A 19673-nucleotide genomic window follows, 5' to 3' on the forward strand; every position below is an offset into this window, starting at 1 on the left:
CCAGAGAAGCCTCAGAAAGTTTGCAACATGCACTGCGGTCAATTCAGACAACAATTCACGCGACGTGATATGCTCAAGCAATGCGCCAACGGTTTCGGTGCCGCCGCGCTGACAGCGCTGATGCAAGATCAGGCATTTTCCGGAGTCACCACCGGCAAAACCGATTTCCCGCCCAAAGCCAAAAATGTCATTTTCCTGTATATGGACGGCGGTCCCTCACAAGTCGATACTTTCGACCCTAAACCACTCTTAACGAAATTTAACGGTAAAAGTCCCGGCGATTTTTTCAAAGTCGAGGCCACACAGTTTGACAATATCGGCAAAGTACTTGAAAGCCCGTGGAAGTTTAAACAATACGGCGAGAGCGGCATCCCGGTTAGCGATCTCTTCCCCAATATCGGAACCTGTGTCGATGACATGACCGTCATTCGTTCGGTCGTGTCGCAATTCCCGGAACACACCTTCGCCAATTACTTTCTGCATACAGGTAGCGGCCTGCAGGGACGTCCCAGCATGGGCGCGTGGGTCAATTACGGCTTAGGCAGTGAATGCCAGAATCTACCCGGTTTTGTGGTCATTAACGGTGGTTTGATTCCCCCTGGTGGCCTCGACTGCTTCAACAGTGGCTTCCTGCCCGCCAGTTACCAGGGTTCGGTCTTCAAGCCGGGAGGCAGCGGAATTGCCAATGTGAAGCCGCAGGAAAAAACGATCCAGATCCAGCAACAAAAACTAAAACTCATGCAGCAACTGGACCGATTCAAACAACAGCAAACCGGAGTTCACGACGAAATCGAATCGGCCATCTCGAATTATGAACTTGCCTCCAAAATGCAAATGGCGATTCCCGACCTGATGTCGTTCACCAGCGAAAGCAAATCCACCCTGGACCTGTATGGGTTCAATGCGGAATACGAGCCCACCCGTACCTACGCCGCAGAGTGCCTGCTCGCGCGAAGACTCGTCGAGCGTGGAGTCCGCTTTGTTGAACTGACTTGCACCAACGTCAATGGTGATCGCTGGGATCAGCACGCGAACTTAAAACGCGATCACGAAAATAATGCCCGCTCCGTCGATCAACCCATCGCCGGTCTGTTGAAAGATCTCAAACAACGTGGCCTGTTGGATTCAACGCTCGTAATCTGGGGTGGTGAATTCGGAAGAACCCCATTTGCACAAGGCACCAACGGTCGAGACCACAACCCGTATGGTTTTTCCATGTGGATGGCAGGCGGCGGCATCAAAGGCGGCACCGTCTATGGCGCCACAGATGACTGGGGTTACAAGGTCGTCGAAAATCGCGTGGAAATTCACGATATTCACGCCACCATGCTGCATCTACTGGGACTGGAGCATACGAAATCCACCTACCGCTTCGGCGGCCGTGACATGCGTCTGACCGACGTACACGGACACGTGGTCCATGATGTGATTGCTTAAAAGTATCGTTCGTTTTTGTTTCGATCACGCTTGCATAAGGCAATAAAATGACATCTCTCTTCAGAGTTCTCTGCTTCGCGTTTTCGTATTCAATCCTGCTCGGCTCCACATCACTCTCCGCCGAAGACTGGCCCGCCTTTCGTGGCCCCCGCGGAAATGGGATCTCTCTGGAGACCGAGGTCCCCCTCAAATGGAGTCAAACAGAGAACATCGTCTGGAAAGTCCGGCTGCCTACCTCCGGAAACAGCAGTCCGATTGTTTCCAACGGACGCGTGTTTGTGACCTGTGCCGAAAACGAAGGACGCCAGCGCAGCCTTTACTGTTTTGACAGAAAGAACGGTCAGAAACTCTGGGTCCGTACCGTAAACTTCGACAGAGTCATGCCCACACATAAAACCAACAACTACTGCGGTTCCACTCCCGTTGCTGACGGAGAGCGCATCGTTGTCTGGCATTCATCGGCTGGTTTATTCTGCTATGACTTCGCCGGTAAAGAACTCTGGAACCGAAATCTGGGAGAGTTTGAACACATCTGGGGTTATGGTGTCTCACCCATCCTGCACGACGGCAAAATCATTTTGCACAGTGGCCCGGGAAAACGGGTCTTCATGACGGCGATTGACCTCGCGAACGGGAAAACGATCTGGGAAACTGATGAACCGGTTGAAACAGACGGCCAATACAACAACGACCGAAAGTACATGGGCTCCTGGAGCACGCCCGTTCTCGCAAAGATGAGCGGACGGGAACTGATCGTCTGCAGTATGCCACTCCGTGTGAATGCCTATGATCCCGAAACGGGGCAGATCGTCTGGAGCTGCGACGGTCTGCGAGGTAAAAAAGGAGACCTCGTCTATACGTCCCCGGTCCTGGCGAATGACATCTGCGTGGCGTTGGGCGGCTACAACGGACCCGCGATTGGCTTACGGATGCAGGGAACGGGAGACATCACAGCCACAGAACGATTATGGCGCGAGGAACCGAACCCCCAACGTATTTCGACCGGGGTTTTCACGAAGGACCATCTTTTCATGGCGAACGCCGGTCCCAACATTTTTCAGTGTTTAAATCCCAGTACAGGAAAAATCGTCTGGCAGGAACGCTCAGGAGGCGCCGCCTGCTGGGGCTCATTGATTCTGGCAAATGACCACCTTTACGTCACCGATCAGAACGGCACGACCCACGTGTTTAAACCGAACGCAACACGCTTCGAGAAGGTCGCGCAGAATGAACTGAAAGAACGGAGCAACTCGACGCCCGCTTTTTCCGACGAGCAGATTTTTCTGCGCACCTTCCAGCACGTTTACTGTATCGGAGACTGACAGGGTACTCTGCTTACCAGAGCTCAATTTCCAACTCAAGGTCGACGCCGAATTTTTCCGAAACCGAATTCTGCGCCAGATTGATCAGATCCAGCACATTTTCCGTCGTTGCATTTTCATCGTTGACAATGAAGTTCGCGTGCCGGTCGCTGATTTCAGCACCACCAATGCGTGTCCCTTTGAGTCCGGCCTGTTCGATTAAAGCCCCCGCGTGCATGCCACGTGGATTTTTAAAGATGCAACCGGCTGACTGGTGAGTCAAAGGCTGATTGGCCTTCTTCATGATCCAGTTCTTTTTCATCCGGTTGGTTACCTCTTCTGAATCATCCTGCTTTAACTCAAAAGTCGCTTCCAGAATTGCCAGCTCGTTGATACTGCTTTCCCGGTAACTGAAGCTCAGTTCGTCCGCCGTCCGTACGAATCTTTCTCCACGGGACGTCAATACAGTGACCGAAGTCGCGTATTGGCCGATATCGCCATTATGGCCCCCCGTGTTTCCATGCAGTGCACCGCCAACAGTTCCGGGGATCCCAACCAGACCTTCCAGCCCGGCCAGACCCGCTTTCACTGACTGGGAAACGAGATTCGACAGCAACGCCCCCGCTCCCGCGGTTACCGTGGTACCGTCGATTTGAATCGTTCCAAATTCTTCGTCGTGAATCCGGATCACAGCACCCTGAACGCCGGAATCTTTAATCAGAATATTTGAAGCCCCGCCGAACACGCGCACGGGGATTTCATTTTCAATACAACACTGAACGACTGCCTGCAGTTCGTCCGCATTGCGTGGTTCCAGAAAGAACTGAGCCGGTCCCCCTATTTTGAAATAGGAATACTTGGCCAATGGTTCAGACTGCTTGAGTATCTCTTTGAAGTCTTCGATTGAGCTCATGATGGATCCGATTTATCTCGCCCGCTCCCATAGTAATGATGATATCACCAGATTGAGCCTCAGTCTCTAAAGTTGAGAGCATCTGGTCAAGGGAACTGCTGAATCTAGCCGAATCATTATGACGAAGAATTCGATTTACAAGCTCTTTTGACGTATCAACGGGCTCTTCTCCCAGTTTTTCCCGGGCTGCATAGACGGGTGCTATCAGAATCTTGTCTGCCAAAGTGAAACTGCGGGCATAATAATCCATCAATGCCTGCGTCCGCGAAACCTGATGCGGTTCATATAAACACCACACCCGTCGATCCGGATATTCCTGTCTCAGCATTTTGAGCGTTGACTGAATGGCCGTCGGGTGATGGGCGTAATCGTCGAATAAAGCGATCCCTTTATAAGAGCCCATTCGCTCATAACGGCGATGAATTCCGGGAAACTGGTAGATGCCTTCGCGAATTTCATCCGCATCGATGCCGGCAGTATGACACAGGATGGCAGCGACCATCGCATTGGAGACGTTATGCTTCCCCGTTTTCTGCAGGGAGATTTCGGAATAATACTCGCCTTGATGAAACAGCCGGAACCGCAAGCCATATGAGGTAGGTTTGATATCGGTGGCCCACCAGTCTGCACCGCGTTCCAGAGAAAATGTCGTCACTTTCGCTTTGCACGCTTCGCGTATTTTATGCAGCCCCAGACAGGTTGCCGGCAGCAATAAGGAACCACTGACCGGAATGCGAGAGACAAACTCGGCATAAGCGGTTGTCATATCGTCCTGGTTTTTGAAATAATCGAAGTGATCCGGCTCGATATTCGTAATTGCTGCATGGTAGGGGAATAGATTCAGGAAACTACGTTGATATTCGCAGCTTTCCGCCACAAACAACGGTCCTTCACCCGCCCAGCCATTCATATTTTGGTTGCATAATTCCGCACCAATTACCGCGGACGGCGAAACACCGGCGTTCTCAAGCACATACGCGGTCAAAGCAGTCGTCGTGCTTTTCCCATGGGTGCCTGCGATACAAACCCCTTTTTTCTGACGCATCAGACTGCCCAGCATCTGGGCATACGAAAACTGAGGAATTCCCATCCGCTGTGCAAAACGACGTTCTGGATTTGCCATGCCAATGGCTGGACTATAAATCAAAACATTCGTTCCCTCGGGAACAAATCGCTGATCATGCCCCTGATGAACTCGATAGCCGCCTGCCCGCAATGCTCCCTCTGTTGGAAGCGGCGGACTCATATCAGACCCCGTCACACGGCAGCCGGCACTTGCCAGGTATTCTGCCAGCGCTTTCATCCCGGATCCACAAATACCAACCAGATGGGCAGAGGCAGGCAACATGGCCGCATCCAGATGGAATTCTTTGGATGACAGACTTTGCTGATTAATGTTCGCTTTTGACAGGATCATAGTCGCCTTAATGTCTATCTGAAGTTCCCGATGATTGGTCTTGCTAAGGGAAGTGTTCCCCCGACAAGTATTGATTTCGACTGGATCGTTTCGAAATCCCTCGTCTCTAACTATCGGGAATCTACGCGTTCTGAATCCATTGGTTATGACATTTGTTTCGACTGGATAAACATTATCGAATAAAAAGATCCTATTGCATCAAGCCGGTAGTCTGGTGAAAGCTAATAAGATAGACAAATACAATTGAGTTTTCCTCGAAGTCGTTTGACTCCTTAGACTTCCTTTGGTTTTTTCAAAGTTCTTATAATTCTTCACCGGCTTCGATACAATGCATTATGACTCGAAATGGAATCTGTCTGAAGAGCAATTTTTTCGAGCTCCCTTATCAAGAGATACTGTTCAACAGAATCGTCCCTGAAGGAGTAGTCGTATGCAGTCCCCCACATTTGATGTTCAAGCAGCCCATCGCCATTTCGCCGCTGCCTGTTTCAATCAAACCTGGAACTATCTGGAGAAAAAAGACCGGACACCAGCGGAAAATCTCGTGATGATTTCCACCTGCCACGCGTCACTCTGGCACTGGACACAATTCGAGAAACACACGCCGGAAAACATTTCCGTCGCCTATTGGCAGCTCTCACGGGTTTATGCGATCACAAATCAACCCAGTAACGCACTCAGCTTTGGCACGCTCTGCCTGAATATGACCCGGGAACATCAATTGAGCCCTTTTTATCTGGCTTATGCCTACGAAGCGCTGGCGCGGGCTGCCTCAGTCGCGAACAAATCGGAAGAGGTCGCATCGTTCCTGGAACAGGCAAAAAAAATCACAGAAACCGATCTGGAAGGAGATGAAAAACAGCAATTGCTGACCGATCTGGCTACAATATAAGCATCTATTGCCCTGTCTGTTCTGCTTCAGGGGCTCTGTGATTCAAAAAGCCATACATTAGCGCATTTTTATGGATTATCTGAAACAACTTCTGGAATCCTACTTCGATATCCCACCGGCGGGTCCGGGACAGGGATCTGCGTGGAATTTCCAGTGGCACACTCCCTGGCCGGCCTGGCTTCCGGATTGGTGCGTGCTCCTGTTGGGTGTCGGAATTCTGTTTCTGCTGATCTATGCCTACCTTAAAGACACGGCTCATTTAGATCCCCCTAAACGTGCCGTCTTACTCAGTCTTCGATTAGTGCTCTTTATGATCGTCTTATTGTTTCTTACCAAATTTACGCTGACGATTCACAGAACCGGTTTGCCGTTCGTCGCATTGCTCATCGATGATTCCGCCAGTATGGGCCTGGAAGATGACTATTCTCAATCTGCGTCGTCAGCAATCAGTCAGGCAGCCAAACAGCAGGCCGATGGAAAAAATCGGCTCGACCTGGTGAAAGACCTGTTACTCCAGGATAACGCCCGGTTTTTGTCCGAACTGCAAAAAAAACATAAGCTGCGACTCTATCATTTTTCAGAAGAATGCATCCCACTGGGACAACCAGGCCTGCTCGACAAAACGGACGCCGAACAAACACAGGAACTGCTCAAGCAAATTGAACCACTGGGAACAGAAACACGGCTGTTTCACGCCGTGCAAAAAGTACTCAATGATTTTCGTGGAACGCCGCCAACAGCCATCATTGTGCTCAGTGACGGAATCTCCAGCACCGGTGAGATCGATCTCTTATCGCGTGCCGCTTCTCTGGCCAAGTCAAAGCTGGTCCCCATCTTTCCTGTCGGCGTCGGCAGCGAACAACCGGTCCGCGATCTGCAACTTTATGATCTGCTCGTCGATGACGTTGCCTTCGTCAATGATCCCATCAATCTGACAGCGAAAGTAAAAAGCTTTGGCATCAATTCTGGTTCGATTTCCGTGGCCCTCAAGGACGCGAAAACAGGAGCGTCCCTCGTCACCCGGCAGATTCCTGTAAACCCGAAAAAAGAATTCCAGAAGATCGAACTTACTTTCACTCCCAACAAACCGGGACTGTTTGAGTATCTGTTTGAAATCGAGCCAGTCAAAGGTGAGGTGAATCAAAAGAATAATCAGCAGAGCGGTCAGGTCTCTGTGCTCGATCAGAAAATTCGCGTCTTACTGGTGGATTCTGTCCCTCGCTATGAATATCGCTACCTGAAACACCTGCTGGAGCGAGATAAAACCATCGAACTACGAAGCATCTTACAGGAATCGGATCTGGAATATTCTTCCGAAGATACCACGGCCCTCGATTATTTCCCTGTCAAAAAAGAAGACCTGTATCAATACGACGTTGTGATTCTAGGCGATGCGGACCCCGCTTACTTTAGCCAGGCCGTTCTGGAGAACCTGGATCAGTTCGTCCGGGAAAAAGGAGGCGGACTGATCGTCGTCGCCGGCCCCCGTTTTGCACCGCACGCCTATACCAATACCGTGCTGGAAGCATTGCTGCCGATTGAAATTTCCAAAGAGAAGCAGTCCGCTGAGCAAGCACCCATCGTAAATGGCTTCCAGCCGGAATTAACAACGGAAGGGCAATATAGCACTTCAATCTTTCGCTTCGCCGACAATGCAGAAGAGAGCCGGGCCATCTGGAACAATCTGCCGGAACTCTATTGGTATTATGAGGCAGACAATGTCAAACCGGGGGCGTCCGTATTTGCTATCCATCCCACGCAAAAGGGAAAAGACGGACAGCAAATCCCAATCATCGCCACGCAGCGTGTCGGCGCAGGAAAAGTCATCTTCAATGCCACCGATGATCTCTGGCGCTGGCGGGATCTCGTGGGAGATCTGTATTACTCCCGTTACTGGGTTCAGGCAATCCGCTACTTGAGCCGCTCAAAGTTACTGAACCAGGAACAGGCTGTCGAACTTACTTTGGATCGGAAAACCTATCAACAAGGCGACACAGTTCAGTTTCGTGTCAAATTCCTCGATGAGCGATTGATTCCCACAGACACAGAAAACGTGACCGTGATGCTGGAACGTCAGGGAGAAGTCTCTCGGCCTGTTAAATTAACTCCGCTCGGAAAATCGCCCAGTATCTTTGAAGGTACCTTCTCCAATATTGTAGAAGGAGCCTACCATACCTGGGTATCTCAACCCATTCTGCAGGGAACGCCGCCCGCGGAAGATTTTCGGGTCGAAGTCTCGCAACGTGAGTTATTGAACCGGGATATGAATCAGTCAGACATGCAGAAAACGGCCAAAGAAACACGTGGACAATATTTTCAAATCTTTGCTGCTGACCAGCTTCCCCAGGCCATCCCGGCAGGACATCCGGTTCCACTCGAAAATGAAGAACCCATCCCGCTCTGGAATCGCTGGGAATTTCTAATTCTGTTCACTTTGCTGATCTCTATAGAATGGCTGTTAAGAAAACGGTTTCGCTTAGTATAATTAAACCAGTGATGTTCCTGTTGTTTTACTGATATCTGATCTATGCCACATTCAATTCGAGCACAACTTGAGCAACTGCACCGCAAGATTCATCAGCTGATCTGGCTGAATGGGCTTTGCTGGGGGTTGTCTATGTTGTTGATGCTGGCACTGCTGGTCATTAGCTTCGACTGGACCCTGAATATTTCCGATCCTGTCATTCGATTAATCCTCGGACTGAGCGCCGGTGGTCTTGTGGTCTGGACGCTCTGGCGGAATCTCGTGATCCCCCTGAAAACGCCTCTGACTGATTTAGATCTGGCGTTGAAAATTGAACGTCAATATCCCGATCTCAAAGACAGTTTTTCCAGCAGTATTCAATTTGAAAATCAACCCGCGACTCACTTCACAGGCTCGTCACAACTGCGTCAGGCCGTGATTGAAGATGCCTACCGCAAAGCATCTCGCATTAATTTCCAGGAATTGATCGATACCCACCCGATCCGCAAAATCATGTTCTCTGCGGCGTTCCTCAGTCTGATGGTCGCTTCGATTTCTCTCATCTATCCACAGCAGGCAGGTCTGGGAATTCAGCGATTGATGCGCCCCTTCTCCGCCCCCGCGTGGCCGCAAACCGTCGAATTACAAATTCTGGATGAGAATCTCATCCCCATTGAAACCGGCCCCAAAAATCCTTATCAGGTTGTGGAAGGGCAGAATTTTCAGTTCTTTGTAGAAAACCGAAAAGGGGCTCCCCCAGAAGATCTGCAAATTGAATATCAGACCATTCAAGATCCGCAAGCACGCGGCAAATTATATTCGGAACCGCTGCGCATTGTCTCAGTCCCCGATCCCGCAGGCATCAGCCGCGATCTGGGAACCGGCTCCTTAGTCATCTCCAATAAATCGATTAAGTTGAGGGGCACCGGCGGAGACGACCGTTCCATGAACTGGTTGACCATCGTCTCAGTCCCACCGACCACACTAGAACTCCAGGAAGTCACGCTCACCCCACCTGCGTACTCACAACGGCCAAAGAAAACATTACCGACGGGTATCGGAAACTTTAAAGCGTTAGTGGGAACCCGAGTAAATATTAAAGCCAGTTCCAACAAACTCTTAAAAGTGGTGGATTTACGAATCAAAGACCAGGAACCGATATCGATTAAGCTCGATCCGGATCGAAAACATTTTTCCGTACAGTTCATCGTGCAAGAGCCGGGCACTTATTCCTATTGGTTCGATCTCGAAAACGATCAGGGCTTCAGGCCCCCCACTCCTCAACGGTTTGAAATCACCGCCATCGCCGATTCCGTTCCAGAAGTCTTCCTGGAAGATCCGCAAACAGACCTGCAGGTCACACCAGCGGCACAAATTCCGTTAACGGTCTCCATTCAAGATGATTTAAAAGTCGCCAGCGCTCTGATTCGCTATCAAAAATCATCGCGGGGAGAAACACTCTCGCGTGCCCTCCGCACAGACCGCGAGACGCAAACCTTCCCCCTGCCGTTCAATTCTCAGTCTTCCAGTGAGCAGTTAATTCTCAATCATATCTGGAATTTGGCCGACCTGTCGCTGGCGGAAGGCGATCGCATCATCTTCCGGGCAGAAGCAACCGACGATTATCAACCAGCCACGCCTAAGATCGGAGAGAATTCACCTGAAGAAACGCGCGTGGGCACCAGCATTTCACGTGTGTTAACAATCGTCACCCCGCAATATAAAACCAACGAACTGGCCAACCGCCAGGCGCATCTACTGGAAGAGCTCGCGCGAGTTTTAAAAGATCAACGCCTTTTGAATTCCGAAGTCAAAGATGTCCAACACCAGCTCCAACGCGTCGGCCGCGCACGATCCGAAGAAGTCGACACCATTAAACAGGTGGAAATGGATCAGAAACGAGTTGCTTCCCAGTTATTCAGCCCGCGTACCGGCTTAGAACAACGCTCAAAGGAATTGATGCAGGAACTGGAATGGAATCGTATTGACGACCCTGCAATGAAGCAAAGGCTCGCAGAACTCAACACAGAACTATCACAACTGAACCAAAAGGTCTTTCCGCAAATCCAGGAACAGATTACCCAAGCCAGAAAAAAGCTGCAGTCAAATGTCGATTCATCCTCATCCAAAAAGAAATCGACGAAACCATCTGAGAAATCCTCACCTGAGAAACAGACACCCGATAAGAAAGCGGCAACAAAACAGCCCGCTTCCGATTCAAGCCCGCTGACCGCACTCAACATTGTTGAAAACGGTCAACAACGCGTGATCGATCGATTAGACAGCGTTTTGAAATCGCTCTCGCAATGGCAAAAAACACGTGATCTTGTTTCTGAATTGGACGAGCAGATTCAGCAACAGGCGGAAATTCAAAACCAGACTGAAAAGCTGGCCAAAAGGACCATTACCAAATCCTTCAATAACTTAAAGGTTCAAGAACAGGCAGATTTGGAAAAGCTCGCGACGCGGCAGGAACAACAGGCAGAAAACTTTAAAGCATTTCGTAATCTACTTGACACACTCAATTCTCAGTCTCAGGCGACCTCACAGTCTGAGCAATTGAAAAACCAGGAAGCCAAAGACTTTCTACGGAAAAAATCCATTCCTGAAGAGATGCGGCAGACGGCAGAGAAATTAAAACAGAACCAGGTCGGGCAGGCGCTGCAGGAACAACAGCAGATTCAGCAGTCGATGGAAATGCTGAAAAACATTTTCGAAAACCAGTCTGCCGATTCGACCGATCAGATGTTAAAAAAGCTGAAACAGTCTGAGCAGGAATTAAGTCTACTCAAACAACGGCAACAGGAAATCTTAAAAAAGCTGCAATCGGCCAATGCGTCCACAAATCAGGCAGAGCTGAAAAAGCAACTTCAGAAACTGGCAAAGCAGGAACAGGAACTTCAGAAGAAACTGAAACAATTTGAACAACAGCTACAACGCCTGAGCCTGCAGCAAGCTTCGCAATCGGTGCAGCGAGCCGGTAACCGGCTCTCAAAATCCGATGAGGCACTCCAACAGGGACAGACGCAGCAGGCAGAACAAGAAATCCGAGAATCACTTGATGACCTGGAACAGGCACAACGTGAAATTGCGGCCCGCCGACAGGAAATCGAAGCATCGCTGGCGTTCGAAGAATTCGCGAAATTAGAATCTGAAATCAAAAACCTGATTGAACGACAGGATGCCGTCATCCAGGAAACCATTCGTCTTGAAAAAGAACGCATTTCCCGCGGACGCTGGTCGCGTGGTCAATTAAAGTCCTTGAAACAACTGTTCGAAACAGAACAGGACCTGCAACAGGAAACAGAAGCAGTCGCACAGAAATTAGCCGCGGCCCCTGTATTTGTACTCGCGATGGAGAAAGTCATTGACCAGCTCACGATCACCGTCGAGCGACTGGATCAGCGTTTGACTGATCAGAAAACCCTGACCGCAGAGCAAACCGCCAAATCACAACTGACTGCGTTACTGCAAATTCTCGAAGAGAAAGCGGCACTCGACAAAGCGGAACCCGATCAGAACCAAAATCAGAATTCGCCTGGCTCGCAGGCCCCCCCCACAAATCAGATCGCCTTACTGTCGCAACTCAAACTGCTCAAACTCATGCAAGAAGATATTTTGAATCGAACCAGATCATTCAACAACTCGATCAGTCAGGAAAAAACACTGACACCAGAACAAATCGAGAAACGCAAAAAGCTCTCGACAGAACAGACGGATCTGGCAGACCTTTCGATGGAACTACTGCTAAAACTGGACCAGGCATTTTCCAATGACCCGGACTCCGAACCTGAGGTTCAACAATGAATATGAAACGAATCAGGCATAATGGGATCTTTTTTCTTTTACTGGTCGGCCTCGGCCTCACGCAGTCTCTGCAATCGCTACCGGTCCGTGCAGACGATCAGCTACAAAAAAAATTCGCTGCCGAAAAGGAAAAATCACCTAAAGAGAATGCCCCGGATCTGGAGACTGAGAAACGGAAAACAATCGATCTCAAAAAGAAAGCCCTCAATGAAAAGCTTCCTGTAGAGCCGATTATTGAAGAGATGAAACGTGCCGGAAAACTGATCGAAAACCAACAGACGGGAAAAGAGACTCAGCAGGTCCAGCAGCAGGTCATTCAAAACCTGGAATCATTAATTCGTCTGGTTGAGTCCACCCCCAAAAAGTCAACGCAACGCTCCAGCCAAAAAAACGACCAGAAACCGGACAGCAAACAAAAATCAGGACAACAAAAAGGTGGCACGGGAAAACAGAACCAGCAGCAGGCCTCTCAGGGGCCCGCTCGCAAATCCAGCGAACGGAAAGAACCAGGGCAGGTCACTTCTGGCGATCTCGCAGGCAGGCAGGCCTACATCAAAGATGCCTGGGGACACTTGCCCCCTGCAATGCGACAAAAACTGTTAAACATCTATACCGAGAAATTTCTGCCGCAGTATGACGATCAGGTGCGCCGCTATTACGAAGCGCTGGCCGAGAAGAAAAAACGCACTCCCTGACCAAAGCTAAAACGGAATCTGCCGGAATCTTTTTGACAGATACGCTGTGTCAGGGGGAAACAACATCAAACGTATCGCTTCGCAAAATGGTTGTATCATAGCCGCTGCCATTATACATGCGAACGTAGTTCCAGCGTCGCGCACCTTTTAATGCGAATCCAGGCGTGGTTGCCAGTTGAGGAAGCCGATAAGCAGAACGGCTCTCTGGCCGGGGATAGCGGGCTGCAACTTCAGGCGGTAACTCGTGGCTGTAATAAGAGCGGTTAAACATCCAGCTCTCTGCTTCAGCACGGTAGCCACCAAAGCCTAAACCTACAGTCCCTGTCAAGAGCGAGAGGAAGATTGATCGTGTGACAAGTCTTCTGACTTTTGTTAAACGATTGACTTTCATAAGGCTTACCTCTTCAGAAGTGGATCAAAATGTTGCGAAAAATCAACACCTTGAACCGGCTTTGAAACAAATGTTGCGGTAATGCAACATTTTCTCTTCAATTAAGTGGATGAAGAGGTAATACGCAGATCATATGCCAAATAGATAAGCTCGAATCAGTCCAGCGGAATGCCCGCTTCTTTATACAGCTGCGCTTTTTTCTTGTTATCCTGCAAAACCAGAATATTTCCGGTCTCAGCATCATAGCCATACATTTTGTAAGGAGGGAGTTGAGCAAACTCAATCCGGTTCTCCTTCATCATCTTCATATATTCGTCGTAGGTTGGAAATTGATCATTCAATGCCTTATGCACTTTAATCGCCTGCTGCATCCCCAGAGTACTCACCCGCGATGCCATCGAAACATAAGCACTGCCTGCCTGGGAATAGGGATCGACGCCCTTAATCTTGCCATCGACAACAACAAAATCCGGGTTCTTCAATGCTTTTTTCGCATCCAGCACAACAGCCGTTGTTCTCTGCAGAATGCTTTTTTTACCAGCATTCTTTTTCTCAATCGCGGCTGCTTCCTGCGGTATTTCCGGTACCGCCTGCTGAGCGGGTGCGGCCTGATCCTGTGGCTGATTTCCGTGAATCGCGTCCTGCTCTTTGGCGATTTCACTCGGGTCCTGGCAACCCGAGACTCCCAATATTGTCATACAACAAATGAGAACCAGCTTCAAACCACTAGTATTTTTGTCCACTGATAACTTCATCGGCGACACTCTCTTAGAAATGATAAAACAAGTCCACACAAGTCAGTCCGAATAGATTACCAAATCCATGAATCCGTTTCATCCATTAAATGGCGAATCCCTGAATGTACCACGTTTTACTGAGCATACACACAATAAATAAACGGCTTTAAATATAAATCTTATTAAGAATCCATGAATTTGAAAAATACGACATTAGGTCTCAGAGAGTTCGGAACAATTCATAAGTAGGCCTCTGATGTATTTTTATTGGCCAAAACTATCCCTTATGTATTGTTTATGACAAGAGATTAGGTCAGGATTTCCGTTCTTTGTGAAAGTTGTCACTATTTAATTTTAATGACCGTTTTTGGTCACTATATTAGATAGCTGGCAGGCTTTGCTGATTCACCGAACGGAGCGCCCCGACACTATGTCGACATCCACCTCTTCTTCTGATCATAATTCCAGAGGGATGTTTACGTCGTTATTGAACCAGGAACGATTACGCATTTTCGGATATGTCCGTGCACTCGTCCCCAACAATTCCGATGCGGAAGACGTATATCAACATGTGAGCTTAACACTGTGGAATAAATTTAGTGAGTTCGATCAAGAACGGGATTTTTTTTCCTGGGCTTGTGGAATTGCTTTTTTTACTGTTTGTAATTTTCGCAGAAGCGTTCAGCGTGACCGTCACTTTTTCAATCAGGAGTTAATTGAAACCATGTCTATGGAGCGGATGCAACATCTCAGCAACCACAACATTCGACTTGAACTCCTGCGTGACTGCTTTGATCGCCTGGGCTCTGACGACCAGGAATTACTTTTACAGGCAACATTCGAAAAACAATCAATCAAAGATTTTGCGGAAAAGGCAGGGAAAACCGTCCAGACACTTTATAACCGCCTGAGTGCTCTAAGGCGTGAGTTAGCGCAATGTATTATGCGCAAACTGAAAAGCGAGGGACAATCATGACAGTCCAGGACCTTCCTCCCCAATTCAATCAATTGTTAAATCAGCTCATCGACAACCAGTTGTCTGATGTGGAATTTGAAGAACTCGAACAATGCCTCTCTGAAAATCCAGAGGCAAGACAGATTTATTTTGATTATCTCGATATCAACTCGGGAATCCAGGAAAACAATGTCGACAGGTTAAAACAACTCGATCAGATCGTCACTGCTAACTCCACGCAAAACATTTCAGTTTCTCAACAGGCAGAGGGGAAACGCAGAGGAAACCAGTCTCCGCTGTTCGGATACTTCTCCGCAGCTGCCGCTTCCGTCGCTCTGCTGATATCGGCACACTGGTTTTTGACGGGGCACATGATCGGAATTGAACCTCCGCAACCACAACCAGAACAGATTATCGTTGAAGTACCGGTTGAAGTGTCTGCTAAGAATATACCGTATGTCGCGACTCTCTCACGAGCAACAGATTGTAAATGGGGCGGGGAGAATCCCCCCCAATTCTCCGGGCAGCGACTACTTTCCAAAGAGCTCTTTCTTGAACGGGGAGTCGCCGAATTCCGCTTTGACAACGGTGTTCGTCTTGTGCTGGAAGGTCCGACGAAAATCAATATTGAATCTGCCAACTGTGCCACGATTGCCTCAGGGTCAGTCGTCCTGCATGGTTATGAATCATCGCCGGAATTTGAACTGATCACACCTCAAGCCAGTTTCTTTGATATCGGCACAGAATACGGTACGAAAGTTGAAGAAGACGGCAGCACAGAATTACATGTTTTCCAGGGCGCCGTTCGAGTCGAGCCGGAAATGAAACTTGTCGAGATTTCAGCACCGTTAATCGTGGGTGAAGGAAAAGCCCGTCACATCAATCAGAAAGTGAATGAAGAAATTGAGCTGAAATCGGATGACTTCAAACATGAAGTTCCCGGAAAACCCAAAGAACTGAGAGTCGTTCGCGATGAAGTAATCGCCTACGATAGCTTTCACCCTCTCACAATCAGCGATCCGAAAGAATTTTCTGAATGGCGCCGGTCAGGATTTGGCTGGACAACACACTGGCGCAATCGAGTCGATAGTTTAAAACCAGCGAGCGGAAATAGTATCCCTGAGGAAACGCTGCTACCCGACCTGCTTTCTCCCAACCAGATGGGTTGTGTTGAACTCGAACGTGGAAAAATCGCCTGGCGCACATTGGAAAAGCCACTTCGGCTTGATACAGACGCCATCTACTATATCAGTTTTTTCATTCAGAAATCCGTCAAGCAACAGTCCTCATCCCATCAATACGGCAATCTTTCACTGATGTCAGAGGGGCAACCTGAAAACGAAAATCGAATTCTGTTTGGCATCAATTCAAATAGCTATCCCACATTACAGCTCAAAGGTCAAAACGAAGAAATCGCACCTGCACTGCTGCATGACCAACCCTATTTCTTTGTTGGTAAAATTGTGGCCAGCGAAAATTCTTCTGATCAGGTCTTCTTGCGTGCCTTTTCTAAAGAGGAAACGATTCCGAATCAGGAACCATTAGTTTGGACTTGTCGTTCAACTCCTTTCGATGAATCCACCACTTATGACCTCATTCGAATCCATGCCGGCAAAAGTAGTCAATACCGTTTTGACGAACTTCGTATCGGCACTTCCTGGGAATCTGTTGTCGACTTCCATGATCCCGATGATATGGGCGAAGAATAAAAGCGTGCCAAGTCATATCCCCTATCTTTGATCTGAAACGTCGGCTCATAAGTCCCTTTGACTCTCTCTGATTCTGAACGCCAGAGAAGCCCCACTTGGCAACTATTTTTTGCGCCGGAATATCCGCAAAATCCATCACATATGAAGCGATTCAGCCTAGCCCCTAAAAACATTTGTGATATTTCCATGATTCATTCTTTTTTTCGAGTAAGAATACCATCTCGCAAGACAATTTCTTGATAGCAGGCAATTATTCATATGTCATTGTAGTATTTTTTTCTTACTACCTCGCTAGTCCCTGAACGGTAGGGGGGTCATGAATCTTTTTTCATGGCCCCCTTCTTCATTTTTGATATCAACAATCAAACAGAACCACAACCACGTCTTTGATCATCGTGATTATTTCATCCTGGTTGGTATTCCTTGCTCTACAATATGTAACACTCTCCCGTTTCCGCTGTCTTCGAATCTGTGATACTGCGACTCCACATTTCAAATGAATCTGGCTTGAGCCTTGATTGACCTTCGCGAACTTGATTGAATGACATAAATCATTCATCAGCTTATGCTCCAGCAGAGAGTGCGAAACCGCATCAGGGAACGGAACATGCAACAGAAATTTCCCAGTGAATTGGAACTGTTTGAACGCCAGTTAAAACACTTTGTGCCCCCCAACAGCTTCGATGCACACGCGCATCTTTACCAGCACGATGATGCCATCACGGGCTTTCCTGAATCGGCAGAAAATGAGCAAGGCGATTCCGGCTGGCACGAATATTGTCAGAATCTGGAACTCTGGATGGGCCAGCGAAGACCTTCTGCCGGTCTCTTCTTCGCTGTCCCCAAACCAACCCTCAATCGGCCGGTCGCCAATCAATTTATCCTCAATCAACTCAAAGACCAGCCCGGATCAAGAGCACTGCTGCTCGTCACACCCCAGGATGACCCTGCCGAAATCGAAGCACAGATCGAATCCGGCGGCTATGTCGGCTTCAAAGTCTACCACGTCTATGCAGACAGGGAAGAAACATTTCAGGCGGAACCTCACGAATATATTCCTGAATGGATCTGGGAAATCTCAAACCAGCGTAGCCTGTCCATCATGCTGCATATCGTCAGACCACGGGCGATCGCTGATCCCGTAAACCAGACTTATATCCAGCAGCACTGTCTCCAATATCCCCATGCCAAATTGATCCTCGCGCATGCAGCCAGAGGGTTTTGTGGAAACCACACCGTCGAAGGCATCGCCTCGCTCAGAAGCCTGGATAATGTATTCTTCGACACGTCTGCCGTCTGCGAACCACAGGCCTTTGAAGCCATTTTTCGCGAATTTGGGACCAGCCGCCTGATGTTTGGTACCGACTTTTCCGTCAGCGAAATCAAAGGCCGCTGCGTGAGTATCGGCGATGGTTTTCTCTGGCTCGGAGAACAAAACGTCAACTGGGACACATCCACCTTCGCCTCCCCTGTCCGTGTTGGTCTGGAATCCCTGCTCGCACTCAAACAAGCCTGTCATACCATGCGTTTGATCGATACTGACGTCGAGCGAATTTTCTGCAGCAATGCCCGCACGTTATTGGAAATTGACTCGCCGACCAAAACGAATCTCACCCAGGAAACATACCAGCGTGCGAAACAATTAATCCCCGGCGGAACACAACTCTTAAGCAAACGCCCCGAGATGTTTGCTCCAGATCAATGGCCCGCTTATTACCGTGAAGCCAACGGCTGTGAAGTCATCGACCTTGATGGAAAAGTCTATCACGATCTCGCCACCTCAGGCATTGGCTCCTGCCTGCTGGGTTACCGTGACCCCGATGTCACCGACGCTGTCATCCGCCGCGTACAACTCGGCTCCATGAGTTCCCTGAATTCCCCTGAAGAAGTCGAACTCGCCGAACTGTTAACATCGCTGCACCCCTGGTCCGATCAGGCACGTTTTTGTCGCACCGGCGGGGAATCAATGTCGATCGCCGTCCGCATCGCCCGCGCACGCACGGGCCGCGATGAAATCGCCTTGTGCGGCTATCATGGTTGGAGCGACTGGTATCTGGCGACCAACCTGCCCCGCAAATCGGTCGAAACAGGAACCACTCTCGACAAACATCTTCTGCCGGGGTTAAGCCCCGCGGGAGTTCCGCTCGGCCTTTCCGAAACCACACACCCTTTCACATTCAATGACATCGACGGACTGCGTCAAATCATCAAACAACGCGGCCCTCATCTGGCGGCAATCGTCATGGAACCGACTCGCTACATCGATCCTGAACCCGGATTTCTCGAAGCGGTCCGCGAACTCTGTGACGAATGCGGAGCCGTATTTGTGATTGATGAAATCACCACCGGCTGGCGGCTTGCTCTGGGTGGCGCCCATTTGCACTACGGCATCGAGCCCGATATCGCGGTCTTCGCCAAAGCTCTGGGAAATGGACATCCCGTCGCCGCCATTATCGGCAAACGATCGGTCATGGATGCAGCAGAAACGTCATTCATATCCAGTACCTACTGGACCGAAGGCGTCGGCTCGACAGCCGCGCTGGCAACGATTAAAAAAATGCAAACCGTCAATGTCCGCGAACACATTCAACGGATCGGCGAAGCATTCCGCGCTGGCTGGCTCGATCTGGGTCAACGTCATCATCTTCCTGTGAAAGCAGTCGGTCATTCCGTTCTGCTACATCATCAGTTCGATCACCTGCAGGCGGCAGAGCTAGGTACACTGTTTACGATTCGTATGTTGGAACAAGGCTTTCTGACGGGAAGCGGCTTTTACCCCACACTCGCTCACGAACAGAAACACATCAACGCCTACTTCGACGCCGCCGATGCCGTCTTTGCAGAACTGGCGGAATCCCTGAACAAAGGCGATCTTGCCTCACGCCTCAAAACTCCCGTTCGCCATTCCGGTTTTGCTCGACTAACTCCCAGTCCCAAATCGTAACCTCATCATTC

At 49.3% G+C, this 19673-nt stretch carries 13 protein-coding genes; 9 read left to right on the top strand and 4 right to left on the bottom strand.

The genetic code is table 11. The features are described from left to right. Positions 1-27 precede the first annotated feature (27 nt). Together AAC022_RS01485 and AAC022_RS01490 are read left to right on the top strand one after the other, a co-directional pair. Positions 28-1437, top strand: a complete 1410-nt coding sequence (locus tag AAC022_RS01485; protein ID WP_339727292.1) for a DUF1501 domain-containing protein — start codon at positions 28-30, stop codon at positions 1435-1437. Between the two features lie 47 nt (positions 1438-1484). Next, complete coding sequence (locus AAC022_RS01490; protein ID WP_339727293.1) at positions 1485-2759, top strand: PQQ-binding-like beta-propeller repeat protein; 1275 nt, start codon at positions 1485-1487, stop codon at positions 2757-2759. 13 nt (positions 2760-2772) lie between these two features. On the opposite strand, the gene murB is transcribed toward AAC022_RS01490, so the two are convergent. Both murB and murC read right to left on the bottom strand, forming a co-directional pair. Then, positions 2773-3651 carry a UDP-N-acetylmuramate dehydrogenase gene (gene murB, locus AAC022_RS01495; RefSeq protein ID WP_339727295.1) on the bottom strand — a complete coding sequence of 293 codons (879 nt, stop codon included), beginning with the start codon at positions 3649-3651 and terminating at the stop codon, positions 2773-2775. Further along, positions 3608-5068: a UDP-N-acetylmuramate--L-alanine ligase gene (gene murC / locus AAC022_RS01500; protein WP_339727296.1), complete on the bottom strand. Its 1461-nt coding sequence runs from the start codon at positions 5066-5068 to the stop codon at positions 3608-3610. The genes murB and murC overlap by 44 nt, the downstream gene beginning before the upstream one ends. A gap of 430 nt (positions 5069-5498) precedes the next feature. On the opposite strand from murC, the gene AAC022_RS01505 reads away from it, so the two are divergent. The 4 genes from AAC022_RS01505 (at position 5499) to AAC022_RS01520 (ending at position 12926) form a co-directional block, all read left to right on the top strand. Then, positions 5499-5960: a hypothetical protein gene (locus AAC022_RS01505; RefSeq protein WP_339727298.1), complete on the top strand. Its 462-nt coding sequence runs from the start codon at positions 5499-5501 to the stop codon at positions 5958-5960. A 70-nt stretch (positions 5961-6030) separates the two neighbouring features. Then, complete coding sequence (locus AAC022_RS01510; RefSeq protein WP_339727299.1) at positions 6031-8445, top strand: hypothetical protein; 2415 nt, start codon at positions 6031-6033, stop codon at positions 8443-8445. 42 nt (positions 8446-8487) lie between these two features. Further along, entirely contained in the window at positions 8488-12231 is a 3744-nt protein-coding gene (locus tag AAC022_RS01515) for a hypothetical protein (protein ID WP_339727300.1), read from the top strand. Continuing rightward, a complete protein-coding gene (locus tag AAC022_RS01520; protein ID WP_339727302.1) occupies positions 12228-12926 on the top strand; it encodes a hypothetical protein in 699 nt (232 codons plus the stop codon). The genes AAC022_RS01515 and AAC022_RS01520 overlap by 4 nt, the downstream gene beginning before the upstream one ends. 49 nt (positions 12927-12975) lie before the next feature. On the opposite strand, the gene AAC022_RS01525 is transcribed toward AAC022_RS01520, so the two are convergent. Together AAC022_RS01525 and AAC022_RS01530 are read right to left on the bottom strand one after the other, a co-directional pair. After that, positions 12976-13317 (bottom strand): hypothetical protein, encoded by a 342-nt coding sequence (locus AAC022_RS01525; RefSeq protein WP_339727304.1) that lies wholly within the window; start codon positions 13315-13317, stop codon positions 12976-12978. Positions 13318-13472: 155 nt separating this feature from the next. Beyond that, positions 13473-14072 (bottom strand): hypothetical protein, encoded by a 600-nt coding sequence (locus AAC022_RS01530; RefSeq protein WP_339727306.1) that lies wholly within the window; start codon positions 14070-14072, stop codon positions 13473-13475. Between the two features lie 412 nt (positions 14073-14484). On the opposite strand from AAC022_RS01530, the gene AAC022_RS01535 reads away from it, so the two are divergent. The 3 genes from AAC022_RS01535 (at position 14485) to AAC022_RS01545 (ending at position 19662) form a co-directional block, all read left to right on the top strand. After that, positions 14485-15030 carry a sigma-70 family RNA polymerase sigma factor gene (locus AAC022_RS01535; protein ID WP_339727307.1) on the top strand — a complete coding sequence of 182 codons (546 nt, stop codon included), beginning with the start codon at positions 14485-14487 and terminating at the stop codon, positions 15028-15030. Further along, complete coding sequence (locus tag AAC022_RS01540; protein WP_339727308.1) at positions 15027-16718, top strand: hypothetical protein; 1692 nt, start codon at positions 15027-15029, stop codon at positions 16716-16718. Before AAC022_RS01535 ends, AAC022_RS01540 begins: the two co-directional genes overlap by 4 nt. A 607-nt stretch (positions 16719-17325) precedes the next feature. Further along, on the top strand, positions 17326-19662 hold the full coding sequence (locus AAC022_RS01545; protein ID WP_339727309.1) for an aminotransferase class III-fold pyridoxal phosphate-dependent enzyme: 2337 nt from the start codon (positions 17326-17328) through the stop codon (positions 19660-19662). The last annotated feature ends 11 nt before the right edge of the window (positions 19663-19673 follow it).

Source organism: uncultured Gimesia sp. (genome assembly GCF_963976445.1).
Lineage (GTDB): Bacteria > Planctomycetota > Planctomycetia > Planctomycetales > Planctomycetaceae > Gimesia.

Coding starts and splice junctions, on each gene's coding strand:
- AAC022_RS01485 (WP_339727292.1), top strand. CDS start 28: ATGCACTGCGGTCAATTCAGACAACAATTCACGCGACGTGATATGCTC.
- AAC022_RS01545 (WP_339727309.1), top strand. CDS start 17,326: ATGCAACAGAAATTTCCCAGTGAATTGGAACTGTTTGAACGCCAGTTA.
- AAC022_RS01540 (WP_339727308.1), top strand. CDS start 15,027: ATGACAGTCCAGGACCTTCCTCCCCAATTCAATCAATTGTTAAATCAG.
- AAC022_RS01510 (WP_339727299.1), top strand. CDS start 6,031: ATGGATTATCTGAAACAACTTCTGGAATCCTACTTCGATATCCCACCG.
- AAC022_RS01515 (WP_339727300.1), top strand. CDS start 8,488: ATGCCACATTCAATTCGAGCACAACTTGAGCAACTGCACCGCAAGATT.
- AAC022_RS01520 (WP_339727302.1), top strand. CDS start 12,228: ATGAATATGAAACGAATCAGGCATAATGGGATCTTTTTTCTTTTACTG.
- AAC022_RS01525 (WP_339727304.1), bottom strand. CDS start 13,317: ATGAAAGTCAATCGTTTAACAAAAGTCAGAAGACTTGTCACACGATCA.
- AAC022_RS01530 (WP_339727306.1), bottom strand. CDS start 14,072: ATGAAGTTATCAGTGGACAAAAATACTAGTGGTTTGAAGCTGGTTCTC.
- murB (WP_339727295.1), bottom strand. CDS start 3,651: ATGAGCTCAATCGAAGACTTCAAAGAGATACTCAAGCAGTCTGAACCA.
- AAC022_RS01490 (WP_339727293.1), top strand. CDS start 1,485: ATGACATCTCTCTTCAGAGTTCTCTGCTTCGCGTTTTCGTATTCAATC.
- AAC022_RS01535 (WP_339727307.1), top strand. CDS start 14,485: ATGTCGACATCCACCTCTTCTTCTGATCATAATTCCAGAGGGATGTTT.
- AAC022_RS01505 (WP_339727298.1), top strand. CDS start 5,499: ATGCAGTCCCCCACATTTGATGTTCAAGCAGCCCATCGCCATTTCGCC.
- murC (WP_339727296.1), bottom strand. CDS start 5,068: ATGATCCTGTCAAAAGCGAACATTAATCAGCAAAGTCTGTCATCCAAA.